At 49.4% G+C, this 17,200-nt stretch carries 11 protein-coding genes and 1 pseudogene; 9 read left to right on the forward strand and 3 right to left on the reverse strand.

Going from position 1 to position 17,200, the window contains the following annotated elements; genetic code table 11:
• Positions 1-210: 210 nt before the first annotated feature.
• The 3 genes from Q0991_RS07825 (at position 211) to Q0991_RS07835 (ending at position 2,950) form a co-directional block, all read left to right on the forward strand.
• Positions 211-387, forward strand: a complete 177-nt coding sequence (locus Q0991_RS07825; RefSeq protein WP_299487080.1) for a hypothetical protein — start codon at positions 211-213, stop codon at positions 385-387.
• Positions 388-403: 16 nt separating this feature from the next.
• Positions 404-1,468 carry a tRNA 2-selenouridine(34) synthase MnmH gene (mnmH, locus tag Q0991_RS07830; RefSeq protein WP_299487082.1) on the forward strand — a complete coding sequence of 355 codons (1,065 nt, stop codon included), beginning with the start codon at positions 404-406 and terminating at the stop codon, positions 1,466-1,468.
• Between the two features lie 189 nt (positions 1,469-1,657).
• Entirely contained in the window at positions 1,658-2,950 is a 1,293-nt protein-coding gene (locus tag Q0991_RS07835) for an FAD/NAD(P)-binding oxidoreductase (protein ID WP_299487084.1), read from the forward strand.
• 48 nt (positions 2,951-2,998) lie between these two features.
• Here Q0991_RS07835 and coaE read toward each other — a convergent pair whose 3' ends face one another.
• A complete protein-coding gene (gene coaE / locus Q0991_RS07840) occupies positions 2,999-3,580 on the reverse strand; it encodes a dephospho-CoA kinase (RefSeq protein WP_299487087.1) in 582 nt (193 codons plus the stop codon).
• Between the two features lie 90 nt (positions 3,581-3,670).
• Between coaE and Q0991_RS25115 the strand changes: the two are divergent.
• The 4 genes and pseudogenes from Q0991_RS25115 to Q0991_RS07860 all read left to right on the forward strand — a co-directional run.
• Positions 3,671-3,978 (forward strand): annotated as a pseudogene (locus Q0991_RS25115) (heavy metal translocating P-type ATPase); the annotation flags it as partial.
• A 256-nt stretch (positions 3,979-4,234) separates the two neighbouring features.
• Positions 4,235-4,735 carry a hypothetical protein gene (locus tag Q0991_RS07850; RefSeq protein ID WP_299487089.1) on the forward strand — a complete coding sequence of 167 codons (501 nt, stop codon included), beginning with the start codon at positions 4,235-4,237 and terminating at the stop codon, positions 4,733-4,735.
• Between the two features lie 340 nt (positions 4,736-5,075).
• Positions 5,076-5,435 carry a hypothetical protein gene (locus Q0991_RS07855; RefSeq protein ID WP_299487092.1) on the forward strand — a complete coding sequence of 120 codons (360 nt, stop codon included), beginning with the start codon at positions 5,076-5,078 and terminating at the stop codon, positions 5,433-5,435.
• Between the two features lie 106 nt (positions 5,436-5,541).
• Positions 5,542-8,040 carry a CHAT domain-containing tetratricopeptide repeat protein gene (locus Q0991_RS07860; RefSeq protein ID WP_299487094.1) on the forward strand — a complete coding sequence of 833 codons (2,499 nt, stop codon included), beginning with the start codon at positions 5,542-5,544 and terminating at the stop codon, positions 8,038-8,040.
• Positions 8,041-8,101: 61 nt separating this feature from the next.
• Here the strand turns inward: Q0991_RS07860 and Q0991_RS07865 are convergent, their stop codons facing one another.
• A complete protein-coding gene (locus tag Q0991_RS07865) occupies positions 8,102-8,962 on the reverse strand; it encodes an alpha/beta hydrolase (protein ID WP_366524920.1) in 861 nt (286 codons plus the stop codon).
• 101 nt (positions 8,963-9,063) lie between these two features.
• Here Q0991_RS07865 and Q0991_RS07870 point away from each other — a divergent pair, with 101 nt between their 5' ends.
• Together Q0991_RS07870 and Q0991_RS07875 are read left to right on the forward strand one after the other, a co-directional pair.
• Positions 9,064-9,984 carry a PRC-barrel domain-containing protein gene (locus Q0991_RS07870; RefSeq protein ID WP_299487098.1) on the forward strand — a complete coding sequence of 307 codons (921 nt, stop codon included), beginning with the start codon at positions 9,064-9,066 and terminating at the stop codon, positions 9,982-9,984.
• Positions 9,965-10,678 (forward strand): class I SAM-dependent methyltransferase, encoded by a 714-nt coding sequence (locus Q0991_RS07875; RefSeq protein ID WP_299487099.1) that lies wholly within the window; start codon positions 9,965-9,967, stop codon positions 10,676-10,678. Before Q0991_RS07870 ends, Q0991_RS07875 begins: the two co-directional genes overlap by 20 nt.
• A gap of 245 nt (positions 10,679-10,923) precedes the next feature.
• Here the strand turns inward: Q0991_RS07875 and Q0991_RS07880 are convergent, their stop codons facing one another.
• Positions 10,924-16,545, reverse strand: a complete 5,622-nt coding sequence (locus Q0991_RS07880; RefSeq protein WP_299487101.1) for an alkaline phosphatase — start codon at positions 16,543-16,545, stop codon at positions 10,924-10,926.
• Positions 16,546-17,200: the final 655 nt, after the last annotated feature.

Raw genomic sequence — 17,200 nt, forward strand, 5'->3', positions numbered from 1 at the left:
AGCGAATGCCCAAAGATAACGTATTCATAAGTAAGCTTAGCTTAGATTCTCTGCAGTTGCCTGAAACGATGACAGTCCAACGATCTAGAGCATTAAACAATTTGAATCGGTATGACTGAGAAGAGCGGTTTTTGGACCTAGGGGGTGAACGGGGTAATCCGATTGTTAGAATTATTAAGTCTTGTGTATGCTTGCTGTGAGGATAACGTGGTGGATAGTCAAACGATGCGCGATCGCATTGCCCTTTTAGAAACCAAGCGGGGCTTGTTGGTACAATTGCTCGATCAACCCGACCTGGGCACCTTGAGAATCGATGTCAACCAAGCGTTAGAAGAAATGGATGACTTGATTGATGAATTCAAAAAAACGTTTCCTGCTGATGCCTAGCTTTCTCTAACTCTGAATGCCTCTGACCCCAAACATTACAACGGATCTATGTTCACAGGCCTATAGCGAAATTATCGATGTGCGATCGCCCGCTGAATTCGCGGAGGATCATCTACCGGGTGCCGTCAATCTTCCTGTCCTCGATAATCAGGAACGGGCTCACGTTGGCACGTTGTATAAGCAGGTCTCTGCATTTGCGGCTCGGAAACAGGGGGCTGCTTTGGTTGCCCACAATTTATCCCGCCATTTAAGCCACCATTTTGCTGATAAACCCAAAGCGTATCATCCTCTCATCTATTGCTGGCGGGGCGGGCAGCGATCGCAGAGTATGGCCTTGGTTTTAACCCAGGTCGGCTGGCAAACGACTTTACTGGATGGTGGGTATAAAACCTATCGAGCTTATGTGCGGGAACAGTTAAATCAACTGCCGTATCGTTTTTCGTATCGCATGGTGTGCGGACTGACGGGAACGGCCAAAACAGAGATTTTGGAGCGATTGTCGCGCCAAGATGCCCAGATCTTACAGTTGGAGGCGTTGGCTAATCATCGGGGGTCGTTGCTTGGAGCTGAACGAAACCGTCAACCGTCTCAGAAACAGTTTGAGTCTGACGTATTGTCGGTGTTGCAAACCTTTGATCCTTATCGACCGGTTTGGGTTGAAGCGGAAAGCAGCAAAATTGGAGAGCGGTTTGTGCCTCAAGCCTTGTGGCTCCAGATGAAGCAGGCACCCTGTATTGAGATCCAAGTCCCTATGGCGGCCCGTGTCAAATGGCTGCTGACTCACTATGCCCACTTCACCCTAAAGCCAGACCTATTAAAAGAGAAGCTCCATCTCCTGAGGCGCAGTTATAGTAAGGCTCAATTTCAAGCGTGGCATCAGCTGATTGATGAGGGCGCTTGGTCTGAATTAGTGCGATCGCTGCTAGAGAAACACTACGATCCAGCGTATCGCCGTTCGATGAATCGCCAATATTCCAATATTCAGCAGACGATTCAACTGCAAGATCTCTCTTCAACTAGCTTGGAAACAGTCGTTCAATCCTTGGCCACCACCAGGGATGTTGCGATAACAGGGAAATAGGCATCGGCTTAATTGAGTAAGATCAAACTCAACCGAACGGCAACTGTTTTCGGGCTAGGGGGATCCGAAATGGCAGCAAAACCTGGATTTGATCCAAACAGAGATATGGAAAAGATTAAGTAACCCGGGCAACTCGGCAGTCTTTATCCCGGATAATAACCGCAATGTCTAGTTGAGGGACACAATACAATGACGGCGACTCAAACAGCTGCAGAAAAGACTAGTCAACCTCCCATCTCCCATCAAATCGTTATCGTTGGCGGGGGGGCTGCAGGGATTACGGTTGCCGCTCAGTTGCTGAAGCAAATGCGGTCCCTCGATATCCTCATTATTGAACCCTCTGATCAGCACTATTACCAACCGGGTTGGACCCTCGTCGGCGGTGGCTGCATCCCTTTTGAGGCTACCGTCCAGCCTCAGCAAACCCTCATTCCGCCGGAAGTAACCTGGCTTCAGGATACCGTCGTCCAATTTGAGCCCGATCAGAATCGGCTCCACACTCAACATGGCACTCCGGTTATCTATGACTATCTGGTGATTTGCCCTGGGATTCAGATCAACTGGGATCAGATCAAAGGGCTCCCAGAAGCGCTTGGCAATGGAGGCGTCTGTAGCAACTATGCCGTTGGGGGTGCAGCCTATACCTGGGAAACCATCCAAAAATTCCCAGGGGGCAATGCCATTTTTACCTATCCCGCCACCCCCATTAAGTGTGCAGGAGCGCCCCAAAAAATCATGTATCTAGCGGAAGAAGCCTTTAGTCGTAGGGGCATCCGACAGAACAGCCAGATCAGCTATTGCACTGCAACCGGAAAAATTTTTGGGGTCGATGTCTATGTCCCAGCGCTGATGGACGTTGTCAAACGGAAAGGCATTAATCTGAAAACCCAGCACAATTTGACCGAAATTCATCCCGATGAAAAAGTTGCCATCTTTGCCGTGAGTAATGGGACTGAGACAGAAACGATCTCTTTGCCCTATGACATGATCCATGTGGCACCGCCCATGAGTGCTCCAGATGTGATCAGACACAGCCCTCTGGCGGTGGAGGGGCCAGGCGGTTGGGTTGATGTGGATCAGTACACCACTCAACATCATCGATATCCCAATATTTTTAGCTTAGGAGATGCATCTTCGCTGCCCACATCTAAAACCGCAGCCGCCATTCGCCGGGAAGCCCCGGTACTGGTGCAGAATTTGCTGTCCCACATGAACCAAGCTCCACTGACAGGTCAATACAATGGCTATAGCTGCTGTCCGTTAATCACTGGGTATGACAAAACAATCCTGGCTGAGTTCGATTACGAGGCTCAACCTTATCCCAGCTTCCCTCTGGACTCCACCCAAGAACGGTCGAGCATGTGGTTTTTAAAACGACATGTTTTGCCCTGGGTCTACTGGAATCGGATGCTCAAGGGAGAAGAACATGAAGGCGATATCATCCGCCGCGTCCTCCCCGACCGGATGTTTGATCGCAGCTAGAACTGGAACATGTCAACCGCTCTTTAGGAGCCACCCCTGCCCCCATGCTCAGTTGATTGCTTGGTCCACTTGAACATATAGATAAGGACAATCAGCGTCGTTGTAGAGGACAACCGTCCCTCGGCTTGCCTTCTCCATCATCGGCATTTGGCTGGCAACCCTAGCCTCCGCCTGAGACTGGGAAATAGAATCCCGCTGCATCAGTCGCTGACATTGCTGCTCTTCTGAACAGACGACCACCCAAATTTCTGTGACCAAATCCGTTAGCTTCGCTTCAAACAGCAATGGCACCACGGTCACAATAACCGGATTAGCCAGTTGTCGCTGGGTGGATAGGATTCGCTCCCGCACATAGGGATGAATTTGCCCTTCTAACCAAGCACGTTCCGATTTATCGTTGAAGACAATATTGCCCAACTGCTTCCGATCCAAATGTCCATTGGCAAGCAAAATCTCCGCGCCATATCGATGCACAATATTAGTCAAAGCGACTGACCCCGGTTTCACCGCGTCCCGGGCATAGAGATCTGCATCTAAAATAGGAAGCTCATATCGAGATTCTAAATAAGCCGCAACGCTGGACTTCCCCGTCGCAATCCCCCCTGTCAACCCAATAATTCGCTGAGCCATTTTCTTTGCTAATCGACCGCTTGCTAGATCTTAGACTCTATATTTCAGGCGTTCCTCTGGTTCTTGTCATGGGACTAGCACCGATTCCCTAATGACGCCCCTGCGATCGCACGCGCCAATGTGGGTATTGCCATGGAGGGAATCGGCTCAGATACAGCCATTGAAACTGCAGATGCGGAGATATATGGCCCATACACCAACTTAAGCGGTAGAAACGATCCAAATGACTTACACAACCCGCCGCATTGTCTGGCAAAACATTGGGGTTGTATTGGGAGTCAAAAGTCTATTTCTACTCCTGGGGACAATTAAGTATCGTGACTCCATAGGAAGCTGTGTTTGCTGATGTCGGTGTTTCTCTATTAGCTATTCTCAATGCGGGGAGAGTATTGAAATAGCAATTGATGTGCTTAGAGGCTTCATTTACTTTAATCTTACAGGTCTTGGAAACTTAGAGGGGAAAACCCCATTAAAAGTCAGATTTTTTTGCCTTTCACCCAAGCAATAGATTAGCATTCTGAGCAAGTTTCAGATCTGCATATATGTAAGCCCAGTCAGCTTTTTGGGAAAACTATTTAAGAAGCTCTGAATATAAATTCTTGTTGTCCAGAGCAGTCGATATCATCCATTGATTGGAATATTTTCGCTCTCAGTATGACAAAACGAACATGGAAGTTTGAATTGGAAGATAGGGGCCATATTGTAGAACTCGATCATCCATTTCTGAGAAAGCCCAAAATTACTGTCGATGGACAATCACTTGATTTATCATCTAGCTCATGGAAAGAGGACTTTGATGGGGACTATTCTTTCCAGATTGGTAAACATAAGGGTGTTGTTCACATTTACTCAAATTGTTTAAGCTGTCTGTACTATCTCACGATTGATGGACGTTCACCCACGACTGGTCGTCCACCCGATATAGCCACAATATCCAAACACTATAAAAAAGGGCATGTCTTTATGGATTTCTGGTGCATCGGTAGTGGTTTGGTTTGCCTCATTTTTGGTGAGAACTGGTTATTGAATGGAATTCCCTTGCAGTATGTCGGTATACTTTTGATTATTTTTGGAATCTTTCAACTCTTGATGGTCAGTTTAGGTGGTAAAGAGTTTACTAGGGGGCCATTCGACCACCGACCGAATAGATCATAATTATGTGGTTCGCCACATACTTTTCTCTGCTTACTTACTCATTTCGCCGCGTTGCTGGAAATAAACAACTACCAACCAGATAATGCCAACGAGGCTCTGTAAATACTGCTCAACCCTTCAACATGGCAGCGTGTTCGCAGACTTCGATCTCGCTTCACTGCTGATTATGACGGGCCTTCTCTTTCGATGTTGCAAAAGATTGCTCAAGCCCTGAACCAACGAGTGGAAATTGATCTGGTTCCCCTTGATAGTGAGTTGGCTCCCTTGGCACAGCCTTAGTCTTGTGAACTTGAAAAATATGACCACTTTGACGCCTAAAACCCACCTAGCCTTGCTTCTTATGAGCTTTGTTACATGGGGATTTTTCGTTCTATTAGGTTTACCTGACTACTACCAAAGCTGGCCCTTCACGGCGAAGGTTGCCATCTGTATTGCAGTCACCATTCTCTATATTCCATTGGCCCCTATCATCTTGGAGCGAATGGGCAACAAGGATTACGTCAAGAACGCCTTCTGGCTAGCGCTCTACTTAACCTTACCCCTGTTTATCTATGACTATGTATTTATTGTCTTGATTGGGGGCGATAATCTGTCCTTTGTCTTTCGATATTGGTATCTTTCGTTCTTTTACTTTTCCTTCTGGGTTCAGTTTCCATTGACGGCTCGGTTTATCATGAGCGAGCCAACAGACAGCCCTTGAAGGAAATGGGGAAATATCAGATTAGCCTTCTCCAGAAATGGTACAAGTCTGTCCTGCTTCTGCCATGGAACAAGGCTAATCCACCCCAAATGTTCCTAACATCTCAATGAAGCGTCTACTCGTCTCCTTGCTTAGTGCCGTATCGTTATCGGTATTGTCCGTATCACCCCTGCTGGCCCAGGACCCAAACGTTTTACGAGACTATTACCAACAGCGATTGCAAACCTATGAAGCTGAACTGATCGAAGCCCAGAAAGCAGGTCCTGAAAACCGCTGGCAGCAGGTTGATATTCTAAATGGAGCCGGGATTGCCCATCGCTACGTAGGTCAGTATCAGCAAGCGGTTCAGCTTCATCAACAGGCATTAGATTTAGCACGAGATATTCGCGATCGCGGCAGGGAACGCAACGCCCTCAAAGAACTCGCCAGCAGCCACAGCAAACTCGGGGATTTAGAAGGAATTCAGTTTCTTGAGAATCAACTTCAGACATTTCCCACAGCTCCCAAAGCCCGCTCACTGATTTTGTTTCAGCTGGGTATTGCTCAGATGTCAACGGGCAACCAGCAGCGAGGGCTTGAAATCTTTGAAGAATATCTCCCCCTCGCTCAATCTTTGCATGAGCCCCAACAGGCCGGAATTGCTCGCACCTTTTTGGCAGGGATTTATTTGTCTCAGAAAAAGTATGAGGTCGCCATCAAGCTCTTTCAGGAGAACCTAAACGACGCCCGCCGGCAAAAAGACACGACGGCCATCCATAACGCTCTCCTTGCCCTCGCGAGTGCCTATCAGGCTCAAGGGAATTTCTCCACTGCTGCCAAAACCTATGAGGAATTGACCCGTCTGGTCCGTCAGCAGTCCCAGCCTCGGATGCAGATGGTGGCCCAAAAACAATGGGGTGCCCTTTTGCAAAAAACGGGGGACACAGCAGCGGCCATTAAGCTTTTCCGCAACAATATTGACCTGGCTAAACAGGCTAACGATCCGTTCTGGCAAGCTTGGTCCCTGGAAGATTTAAGTCTGGCCTACACCCAGCGCCAAGACTACAAACAGGCCATTCAAGCCCAAAAACAGGGCCTTGCTCTTCTGAAGCAAGTGAATGCTTCCACACCCAAGAATGGAGATATTTCAGAAGCCCGTGCCCTGGAAAACTTAGGGTATATCTATTGGCAAGCCGGCCAGCTCCAGCCCGCAGAGCAGGCGCTTAAGCAAGCCATCCAGTCCTACACTGCTCTTCGCCAGCAGACGTTGGAAAATGCCAATCTTTTTTCCATGAGTCGAGACAGTCTCAACTTAAATCTGCGGGAAGGATTGAAAGATGCGTACCAGCTACTGCAGCAGATTTTGATTGATCAGGGCCGAACCGATGAAGGATTGCTAATCGCCGAACAGAGTCGCGCCCAAGCCACAGCGGATCTGATCCAGCAAAGTCAACCCCCCATCACCCTAGAGCAGATGCGCCAGGTTGCCCGCCAACAGCAGACCACCATTGTCCAATATTCCTACCTATTAAAGGAGACGCGGACCCTAGCAGCCCGAACGGTCAATGGTCCTCAGGAATCGCGACTGTTTATCTGGGTGATTCAGCCTACGGGTATTATTCATTTTCGCCAAGTCAGGTTAGGAGAAGCAATTTCTTCCCCGCAGTCCCTGCAACGGCTGGTCGAAAAGAGTCGCCAGTCCATTGGTGTGGTCAGTCGCGGCGTTGATTGGGCTACTCAAATTGCCTTTCGACCTACTCAAACGGCTCAGAATCAACCTTTAGAAACCCTGTATCAACGCTTAATCGACCCGATTGTGGATTTATTACCCTCAGAACCGACTGCGCCAGTCACCTTCGTCCCAGATGGCAGTCTCTATCTCGCTCCCTTTGCAGCGTTGAAAGATACCGCTGGTCGATATCTGCTAGAACAACATACCTTACTGTCAGCCCCCTCTATTCAGGTGCTCAGTCTGTTAGATAAAACCGATGCTACCCTCGACTTACAGCAAAGCCAAGCACTGATTGTCGGCAATCCCACTATGCCCACCGTGCGATTGGGGGTCGGTGAACCCCTCGAAAAACTGATTCCTCTCCCCGGGGCAGAACAAGAAGCCAAAGCCGTGGCGAAACTCCTCAACACGCAGCCACTCATTGGTTCTACGGCCACCGAGACGGCGATTACGGATCAAATTCGTCAAGCAGATTTGATTCATCTTGCGACTCATGGCTTACTCGACAGCACTTTGGGCCTCCGCAGTGCTGTCGCTCTCACCCCTACTACAACTGCCGATGGCCTGCTGCATTCTTTTGAGATTCTCAATCTACCCCTTCAAGCCAAGCTTGTCGTTCTCAGTGCTTGCAACACTGGGCGGGGCCGCATTAGTGGGGATGGTGTGGTGGGATTATCACGGGCCTTTCTAGGAGCAGGCGTCCCCAGCTTAGTTGTCTCTCTCTGGGCGATTCCCGATGACGCCACGGCAGAACTGATGACAGCGTTTTATCAAAATCTCCAGCGGAATCCTGATAAGGCGCAAGCCCTGAGACAGGCGATGCTAACGGTCAAGCAAACGCAGCCTCATCCGAGAGACTGGGCTGCGTTCACCTTTATTGGTACGCCTCAGTAAGAGGGTTCCGTTTGGTGTAAGTGGGTTGCAATCGCATTCTCCACCACGAATGATCTTACCCTTACCCATTCCCCTCTCTAGGATTGGATAGAGAGTGCAGAAACTCGATCACGGCTAAGTTAAAGTGCGCCGCTTCCACTAAAAACGGCCAATGGTTGCCCGGCAGACGTTTGATTTGAAGCTGCTTTAGATAGGTCTGGTAGGTTTTTAAGTTGCTGGCGCGGCGATTAATTCCCTGTTCTGGCTGTACCAAGAGGGTTGGAATATCGATGGGGGCCGTTAAGCCAGACACCGCCACAGATTCCTGAAAGATTTCATTGCGGGCAGGTACCGTAAACTTACTGCCCCAGCTACCATCCGCTTTTTGTTCAATCCCTTCTGCAAAGACCCGCTGCTGCAGAGAACTCCAACCTTGAAACTGATTGAGTTTTTGAGCCTGCTCTGCTGCCGCTTCGTAGCTGGGGAACGGTCCCATCCCTTGCAAAAAGGGCAACACCTTGTAGAGCAATGGAAAGGTAAAGTTGACAAAGCCAGGCATTCTGTTGATATAGAAGGGGTCCACCAGAACCATGCTGTGTAAACGTTGGGGGGCAGTGGTGGCCCAAATCGGCAGCAGCTTGGCCGTCCAAGAATGGGCAATCCCATGAACCTGAGACCAGCCCAAATGATCTAGCAGGGCTTCCAAGTCTCCCATTAACTCGGTAAAGGTATATCCCTGATTGGGTTTGTCACTCTCCCCATGTCCTCGCATATCTAGGGCCACCAGATGATAGCGATTGCCTAATGCGATCGCAAGATCAGACCAGACCCGGGCATGATCCCCTAAACCATGCAGAAGCAGCACAGGCTCAGGGCCTGTAAACCATTCCAAGTAGGAGAGTTGAATATGGGGGAGGGTTAGGGTCTTCCGCATCGGTTCCATAGGCTCAATCATCCCTAAGGTTGGGGGTCTTTGTCTACGGGGCCAGGACAGCGAACCCCCTACGCTACACTAAAAAGCGTAAGCGGAATATTGAGGAGCCAATGGCTGACGCTGCCAAGATCATGCGCCATAGCCAATTGTTAAATCGATTGGTGATTGACCGTGATACGACAGAAGAATTAGGTCGGATCGATGTGGTCTGGATGCATCCCCCTGCCCACCGGGTCATGGGGTTTGTCTGCAAACCTGGCTTGATGACCAAGCAGCGCTATGCCTTTAATCTGAAACAGCTCTATCGGATTGGCCCGGAAAGTATTTTGGTCTCTTCTGGGGCTGCTGAAACCAACGTCAAAGAAGTGGCCCTACTAGAAACCCTGATTGGTCTGGAGTTATGGACCGATGCAGGGGAACGGCTAGGCCGGATTATCGATTGCCTCTTTGATCGGCAAACGGGCAATATTTCTCATTATTTGTTTAAGTCGGGAGGCTGGCGAGGCTTTACCAGTGGAATTTATCAACTCCCCCCCCGAGCCGTCATCAGCTTTGGCCGCAGAAAAGTTCTGGTTACGGCCAAGGTGAGTCAAAACCTGAGAGTCTTCCAAGAGGGACTGGAAGATCGGCTCGTACAGGTGAGCGATCGCATCAAGTCTGGCTATACCCAAGAACTGGATTCCCTTTCGTCTCGTGCCCAAAAGTTAACCCAACAAGCCGAAGAACGCCTGCAAAAACTGGCGCAACAGGCCAATGAACAGGTGGAATCCTTTGGCCAAGAAGCGGAGGAGGAAGAGGACTTTGGCCAACAGCTACAAGAAAAATCCCAGAAGCTGATGCAGCAGGCTAAGCAAAAAGGCCGAGCCCTTTGGGAGCGAGTCGAAGATAGTGCCTTTAACCTGACTGAGGAACTGGCTCACCCGGCTGAATCTCGACCTACATCTCACCCAAATGTCGAAGCGGTTACCCCAGAAGACGTGATTAAAAATATTCCGATCGAGGACTTAGAGGATGACGAACCCTGGATCTGAAGCCAGTGTCTTGCTAACGCGGGTCCCCGAACCGGAGTTAATGGATGATGATGGACAGGCGCAGGCCTATGCAGAGGCCAACTTTGAAGAGCCTCACAATCATTTTGTGCAGCTCCTGCAAGAGACGTTTCCCGAGTTACCCAAGACAGGAAAAGCCTTAGATTTAGGCTGTGGTCCTGGGGATATTACCCTGCGCTTTGCCCGCGCATTCCCAGCCTGGTCAGTGGAAGGATGGGATGCGTCGGAGGCGATGCTGAACTATGGCTATCAGGCCGTAGCCGCAGCAGAACTCCAAGACCGCATTACCCTCAAAAAAATATATGTACCTCAAAGGGATACGGCTAGTGATACCAAACGCGATACGGTATCGTTCCCCCTAATTTTTTCGAATAGTTTGCTCCACCATTTGGCTGATCCGATGGCCCTGTGGACAGAGGTTAAACAACAATCTGGGCCGGGAACTTGGGTCTTTATTATGGATTTAATGCGACCCGCAACGCGAGAGACCGCAAGGGATTTCGTCGATCTCTATGCCCAAGGGGAACCGGAGGTGCTGCGACGTGATTTCTTTAATTCGCTCTTGGCCGCTTATCGAGTGAATGAAGTGGAAGATCAACTGGTGAAAGCTGGATTAGCAGAATTACAGGTGCGAGCAGTGAGCGATCGCCACCTCATTATCTGGGGCCACATATGACTGTTCCGAGGATCACATCCCAGACCTTACCCCATTAGGTAAAATCTTCTATTGGGTGTTCAAGCAGGGGGGAGCGCCATAGGATTTCAACCTCTTTTGGACTCCCCAAGCATCTAAGGCGGTGCGATCTCACCCTGAATCCCAGATTGTCCCCCTCCAAAGAAAAACGAGAGATGGCTTCTTTGCAGAAGCACCTCTCGTCGCTGATTCAGTCGTTTATCTAAAGACAGACCTGAGAATTCGGCTTAGATAACAAAAGCCTCAAAGCTCGAGCTAATGATGGTGTCGGCCTGTACCCCACTCAAAATAGCCAAGAGTTCATCGGTTGCTGCCACAGAAATCAACGTATCTGCTGCTTCAGTTCCCACCCCTTGCTCAATTGCTAATTGAGCAAAAGAGAGGTCACCCACCAGTCCAATCACGTCATCAAGGGTAAAATCTGTGATGGTATCGATTCCTTCACCCACAGCAAGAGCAAACAGGTCTTCACCCGTACCCCCTGTCAGTAAGTCATTTCCCATACCACCAATCAGATTATCGTCACCCTCATTACCATTCAGAGTATCTTGATCGCGATCTCCATACAGATCATCATCGCCTTGGCCACCTTCTAGCAGATCATTGCCACGTCCACCAAGGATGTTGTCGTCGCCTTCTCCACCAACAATAGTGTCGTCACCTCGTCCCCCGCTGAGGTCATCATCAGTTGTCCCCCCTGCAAGGGAATCGTCTCCACGACTCCCTTGGTGATCGGTGGGCGAATCACCGTTGTCGTCACCACCTGAGGAGCCCCCATCATTCTCAAGACCCGCTAGGCCCACTCGGGGATCAAGGTCAAGTGGTTCACTCAGCTTGATTTGAATGATTTCGTTGTTGTCGATGTCAGGTCCGCGACCAACGGAGAAAGGATAGTTATTGTCATTGGCGACCAATAGCGTGTCTTCGTCAATGACCAGGACATCTTCGATGGTGACGAAGGGAAAGTTGAAAGTTGTCTCTCCATCCCCATTCAAATCATTCGGATCATTGATGCTCAGAAGATCAACCAGTTCTTCCTTCATCACAAACCCTTCGTCATCCAATTGAGACAAATCCACCTTGAAGATTTTCTTGAAGGCAGCTTCATCTCCTTGATTGCCATCCCGCTCAATCACAAGATATTCGTTCTCATTAATGACTGTGAAATCACCAATGGCATGGCTGGGGTCATCTAGCTGATAGCGACCGACCAGACCTTGATATTTGCTGGATTCTACGTCGAATTCATAAATTCTGAGGGAACCTTCTGGATCGCCTTCGACGGTGCCCTCCAACATGGGATAGAGGGTCATCCGATCGGGGCTGATGGCCATTCCTTCGAATCCGCGTGAGCGAGGTAGGTTAGAGACCTCATCCCCTGCCAACACATCAGGATTATCGGGTGAGCGTACCACGTCGGCCACGATTTGATCTCGAACTGCGTCTCCGGTCCCTGGAAAATCGGTGAAGAACCCATCTACCCCAATGTCAATCAGCTGCTTAATTTCCTCCTCAGGGGTTTGTGGAGTGCCATCGGCATTGAGGGTTAGAAACCGCTCTTCATTCCGCAGGGTATAGGGATGAACCTGTAATCCAGCGGCGTGGGCATCATCCACAAAAGAGGTCACTTCCCCGGTCAGTTGGGTGGTGATTTCAGCATTGCCGTCGCCATCCCCATCGACAGGAGTATCAAGGGCTTCTCGCAGTAAGAAATTATTTTTCCAAGGGCCAGCACCTTCGGCATATTTCTCGCTAATAATTTGGAGAATTTCAGGATTGTCTAAATCACTGTAGATGGTGTTTTCTGACAGCGCATTTTCTGCGGCATCTAAGAAGTCTTGCCCATAAATGGCCGCTAAGTCGTTGTCTTGTTCAACGTTGTAGCGAATATCGTAGGGCACAGAAAATCCAGAATCAGGATTGGCACTCGCAGTGGTATTGCCATAGAGCTGGACTAGGGGAATATTGCCTAACCCTTCTGCATCTAACATGCCTTGGAGTTCAATTAAGTTCTGAAACTCGAAGGACTGGATAAATAGACGGCTGGGATCCGTAAAGCCCGTTTCTTGGAGGGTCGCAATGAGTGGCTCTTCCAGGGATAGATCCTGTAAATCAAAGAAGGTGGGATGCTTAGTTTCGGGATAAATACCAACTACTTGTCCAGTTTGGGCTTCGACGTCCTGGACCAGCTCAATCACTTCTTTGAGGGTGGGAATCTCGAAAGCGCCGTTGAAATTCTGCGATCTAAAATCACGAGACTGCACGGCTCGCAGCATTTTGATTTCTTCTAAGGTGAAGTCTTCGGCGAAGTAGCCAGTGGTTTCCACCCCATCCAGCATTTTGGTCGACATCCGCTCAGGACCGAAGACATCGGCGACGTTGGTGGTGTCATCCAGCAATGGCTCATGGCGAGCAATCAGAACACCATCTTTGGTAATCACCAAGTCAGGCTCAATAAAGTCAGCTCCTTGGGCGATGGCTGTGGCATAGGCCTCTAAGGTGTGCTCGGGCAAAATACCGCTGGCCCCCCGGTGTCCAATGACGATGGGATCTTGGCCGTTGAGGGTATTCAGTTCTACCGGGTTGGGTGTAGCAGTGGGGGCTTCGATTAACTCACCATCGCTATTGAAGTGCAGGAGGTAAGGGCCAAATTCTTCACCCACCCAAATGTCGCCATTGCCATCAATGACAAAAGACTCAACATCGAAATCAGACCCGGTGAGCTGACGCTCAGTCGTACCTTCATTCTGAATCTCAAAAGGAATGAGGTTATTGGGATCAGAGAGTTGAATAAAGTCTTCGACCTCAACCGATCCATCGCCACCTTCTGAACCTGCAAAGCTGGGGTCAACTTTGTAGAGTCGCAGTAAATAATCAGAGCTATTGGTTTTCGCCCCAAAGCCATTGTCAGACAAGAACCAGAAACTACCATCGCTGTCTGCAAACTGTACACCACTAAAACCTTGGACGGGTTGACCCTCAAAAGGACCCGTGCGACCGTTGGCATCGATGGGGCCGCCATTACCATTGTCGCCACCTGCAGGAGGTCCCTCAGCAAAGGTGTCGGCGGGGAGAGACGCAAATCCTTCTAACTCGCTGTTACCTGCTGCTTCAGGAGCAACACCAAACAGGGTCTGATACATGACGCGATAGATATCAGTATTGTCTGTTGTGGCAGGTAATAGGTCAGCATTTAGACCATAGGTTTTGGAGACGATGCCACCATTGACATCAGAGCGAGTGGCCCAAGCAACACCGAAGTCAAACACGTCACCGTCGGCATCGGGAGCGCCTGTGGTGAAAGCTTCGAAAATATCGGTACTGAAGCCAGGTACGTCATTGCTGCCGTCAATATCATCAACCTGAACAAGCGTTCCGTCAGCGTCATCGCCAAAAGCGGCCAATTCAGCTTGAGTTCGAAGGGTAAACCCTGCGGCTGGATCGGCTGGATCTAAGCCAAAGCCACTAATCGGGACATCGTCGACTTCTAAGCCACCTGCATCAGAATCTGCAGCTGTGATGACTAATGTGTTGGGATCAACATTGTCGACAAAATCAAGGGCAACACCGATAGCTTCATCTGCACGGAGAGCGGCTTCGATAGTGCCAGCAGCATTGTTATCATTACCGAAATTGTCTGTTCCTTCCTCTTCCAAGGCCAAGAAGAAACCATCTGGGTCACGGTTGAGAATCGGCAGTGCCACCTCCAGCATCTCAGCCACAGTCGGTGGATTGGGGTTGAGGGGGGGCTGACCATACAAAATCAGATCACCATTTTCGTCGACAAAACCATCTCGACGCAGCTCATCTTCGAAAAAGTCGTTATAGGTGTCTTCTGCTGCAAAAATACCCAGCAAGCGATCCGTATTGGCGGTGTCGACCGCTAACAGTTCGTCGCGGGTGAAAACAACCTCATACCCTGCTGATTCGGCTTCCTCAATCAGGTTGCGGCCATCAGTTCGGGTTCCTTCTTCCCCGAAAAAGCCCACTGTACCAACGGGTAAATAATCTGTTTCACCCGCCCCAAGCATCACATCTGGACGCTGATCCAGAATTTCAGCAGTGATGGCCTCCGTCTCACCTCGATTGTCTACATCAGCCAGAAAAACGCCTGTGCCGGGCTCGGCAATAAATCCAGAGTTAATGATGCCGACGGCTTTACCAGCAGCCTGGGCCTCTTGGGCAATGGTGGCATTCTGACCGGAAAGGGCAACGATTTCTTGGCCCCCTTCGTCAACAGGCGCATCAAACCCATAGCTACCTGCAAAGGGTTTTACACCGTACGCATGAACAACCGCTCCTGCATTAGAAGTGGAAACGAGACGATCATCAATATGGCCTAAATAGACCCCTGCATTGCTCATCTGGTCCCAATTCAGACGGCCATCGGTCCCCAAGGATGAGAACCGTGCTGCTGCATAGTGCGAGGGGCTGGTCCCGTCCGGGTGAATAAAAATGACGTTGCCAGTATCGGCAGTGGGTTCTGGAGCTTCACGAGGATCCAGATCATCGGGCACACCCTCTGGTGCATCTAGGCGAACATCAAAGAGACTTTCGTAGATCAGTCGATAAATCGTTGTGTTATCGAGGGTTGCAGGTAAACGGTCTGCCCCTTCGCCGTAGGCTTTTGAAACAATGCTCCCCGCAAAGTCCGGTAGACCCGCCCATGCAACGCCGAATTCGTAGCTGTTGCCGTTTCTATCCGGTGCGCTCACAAATGGCGCGGTGTCGCTGCCCGTTGTGCCATCTAAAGGTACGGTAATGCCGCTGTCTTCCCCAGCTTCGTCCAACTGCCGTTGGGTCGTGGTGGTTCCTACTGTGGGGCCGGAAACATCGTCAATCTCTAAAGCTCCGCCTGCACTGTCTGCAGCGGTGACGACAAAGGTATTGGCGTTGACGTTATCAATAAAATCGCGTGCTACCCCAATGGCGGCATCGGCTCTGAGAGTAGCATCAATCGTCCCCCGAGCATTGTTGTTATTGCCAAAGTTATCGGTTCCTTCTTCTTCCAGAACGATAAAGAATCCGTCTTCTTCTTGGCTAAATAAATCGAGCTTGAGCGTTGCTTCCAGCATCTCAGCCACAGTAGGCGGATTTGGATTGAGAGGTGGCTGACCATAGGTAATCAGTTCACCGTTATCATCCACAAAACCGTCTTGAATGAGTTGCCCTTCAGGAACGTCGTTATAGGTATCATCGGCAGCGAAAACACCCAGCACGCGTTCGGTGTCTGCTGGCAAACTTTCCAATTGCTCACGGGTATACACAACGGTATAGCCCATGACTTCGGCTTCCTCGATGAGGTTACGGCCATCTGTTCGGGTTCCTTCTTCACCGAAGAATCCAACAGTGCCAACAGGAAGATAATCAATTTCACCCGCAGCCATGATCACGTTGACACCAGACTCTACTATCTGAGCGGTAATGCCTTCGCGATCGCGCCGACTTTCCGCATCGGCTAGAAATACGCCTGTACCAGGTTCAGCAATAAAGCCTGAGTTAATCACAGCCGTTGGGCGGCCTGCAGCAATCGCTTCTTGTAGAACCGTTGCGTCTGGAGCTGAACCCGCAACATTCTGGCCTTGAAGGGCAGCAAGGGATTGATATGCAACCCCGTTTTCATCAAAGCCATAGCTGGGCGCAACGGACTTGATGCCATAAGCGTGGACGACCGCACCCCCATTGGATGTTGCGACTACGCTATCGTCTAGGTGTCCCAGATAGACACCCGCTGCAGGTGCTTCATCCCAATTCAAGCGACCATCAGGGCCAACGGATTCGAACCGGGCAGCAGCAAAATGTGATGGGTCCGCTCCATCTGGATGAATAAAAATAACGTTACTTGTCATGAAATAGACCTCAGTAATAAATTCATTCGCTGCTGTATCAGCTCTGGACATGAAACTCGTGGCCCAGAAGAGAATGTCAACAGCGGACAACTAAATGGGATTTTTCCTTATTGAGGTTAAGTAACAGACATCAGGAAGTTAATAAGCGGATAAGTTTAAATGAACAACAGTGCTTGTTAATAAATACCTGAAATATCCACATCAAAAACTGCCAAATGATTAAGTTCTAAAGATCCATCACTTGACTAATATAAAAATCTTAAAAACCTGAGGAAGTTTAAGTGTATCTGCCGTTCTATTCAGATTTTGTTAGGTTTTTTGTTGGAGTTATTAACTCAAGCTTGTGATATATGTACTGTTAGATGATCCACCCAAGAGTACTAATACTATGGTGAAAGTTTTTGAGCTGCCGAAGTGACAACTAATCGTCATAAAAGAGAATAGCTTTGCCGATAATGGCTCTAGAGTCCCCGCAATAATTCCCCTTTGGGAATTTCAAAAGATATTCAACTTGAAATCTATCTCCAGTCTTAGAGTTTCATTCCAACTTTAAGAGTAGAGAAACTGAAGTTTAAGAATAAAATAATTCTTGATTAATGAAGAGAGATTTTGCTGTTTGAACAACAAGAAGCTACATCATGAATCGATCACAGAG

The organism is Acaryochloris sp. IP29b_bin.137, from assembly GCF_028285745.1.
In the GTDB taxonomy this organism is placed as follows: Bacteria; Cyanobacteriota; Cyanobacteriia; order Thermosynechococcales; family Thermosynechococcaceae; genus Acaryochloris.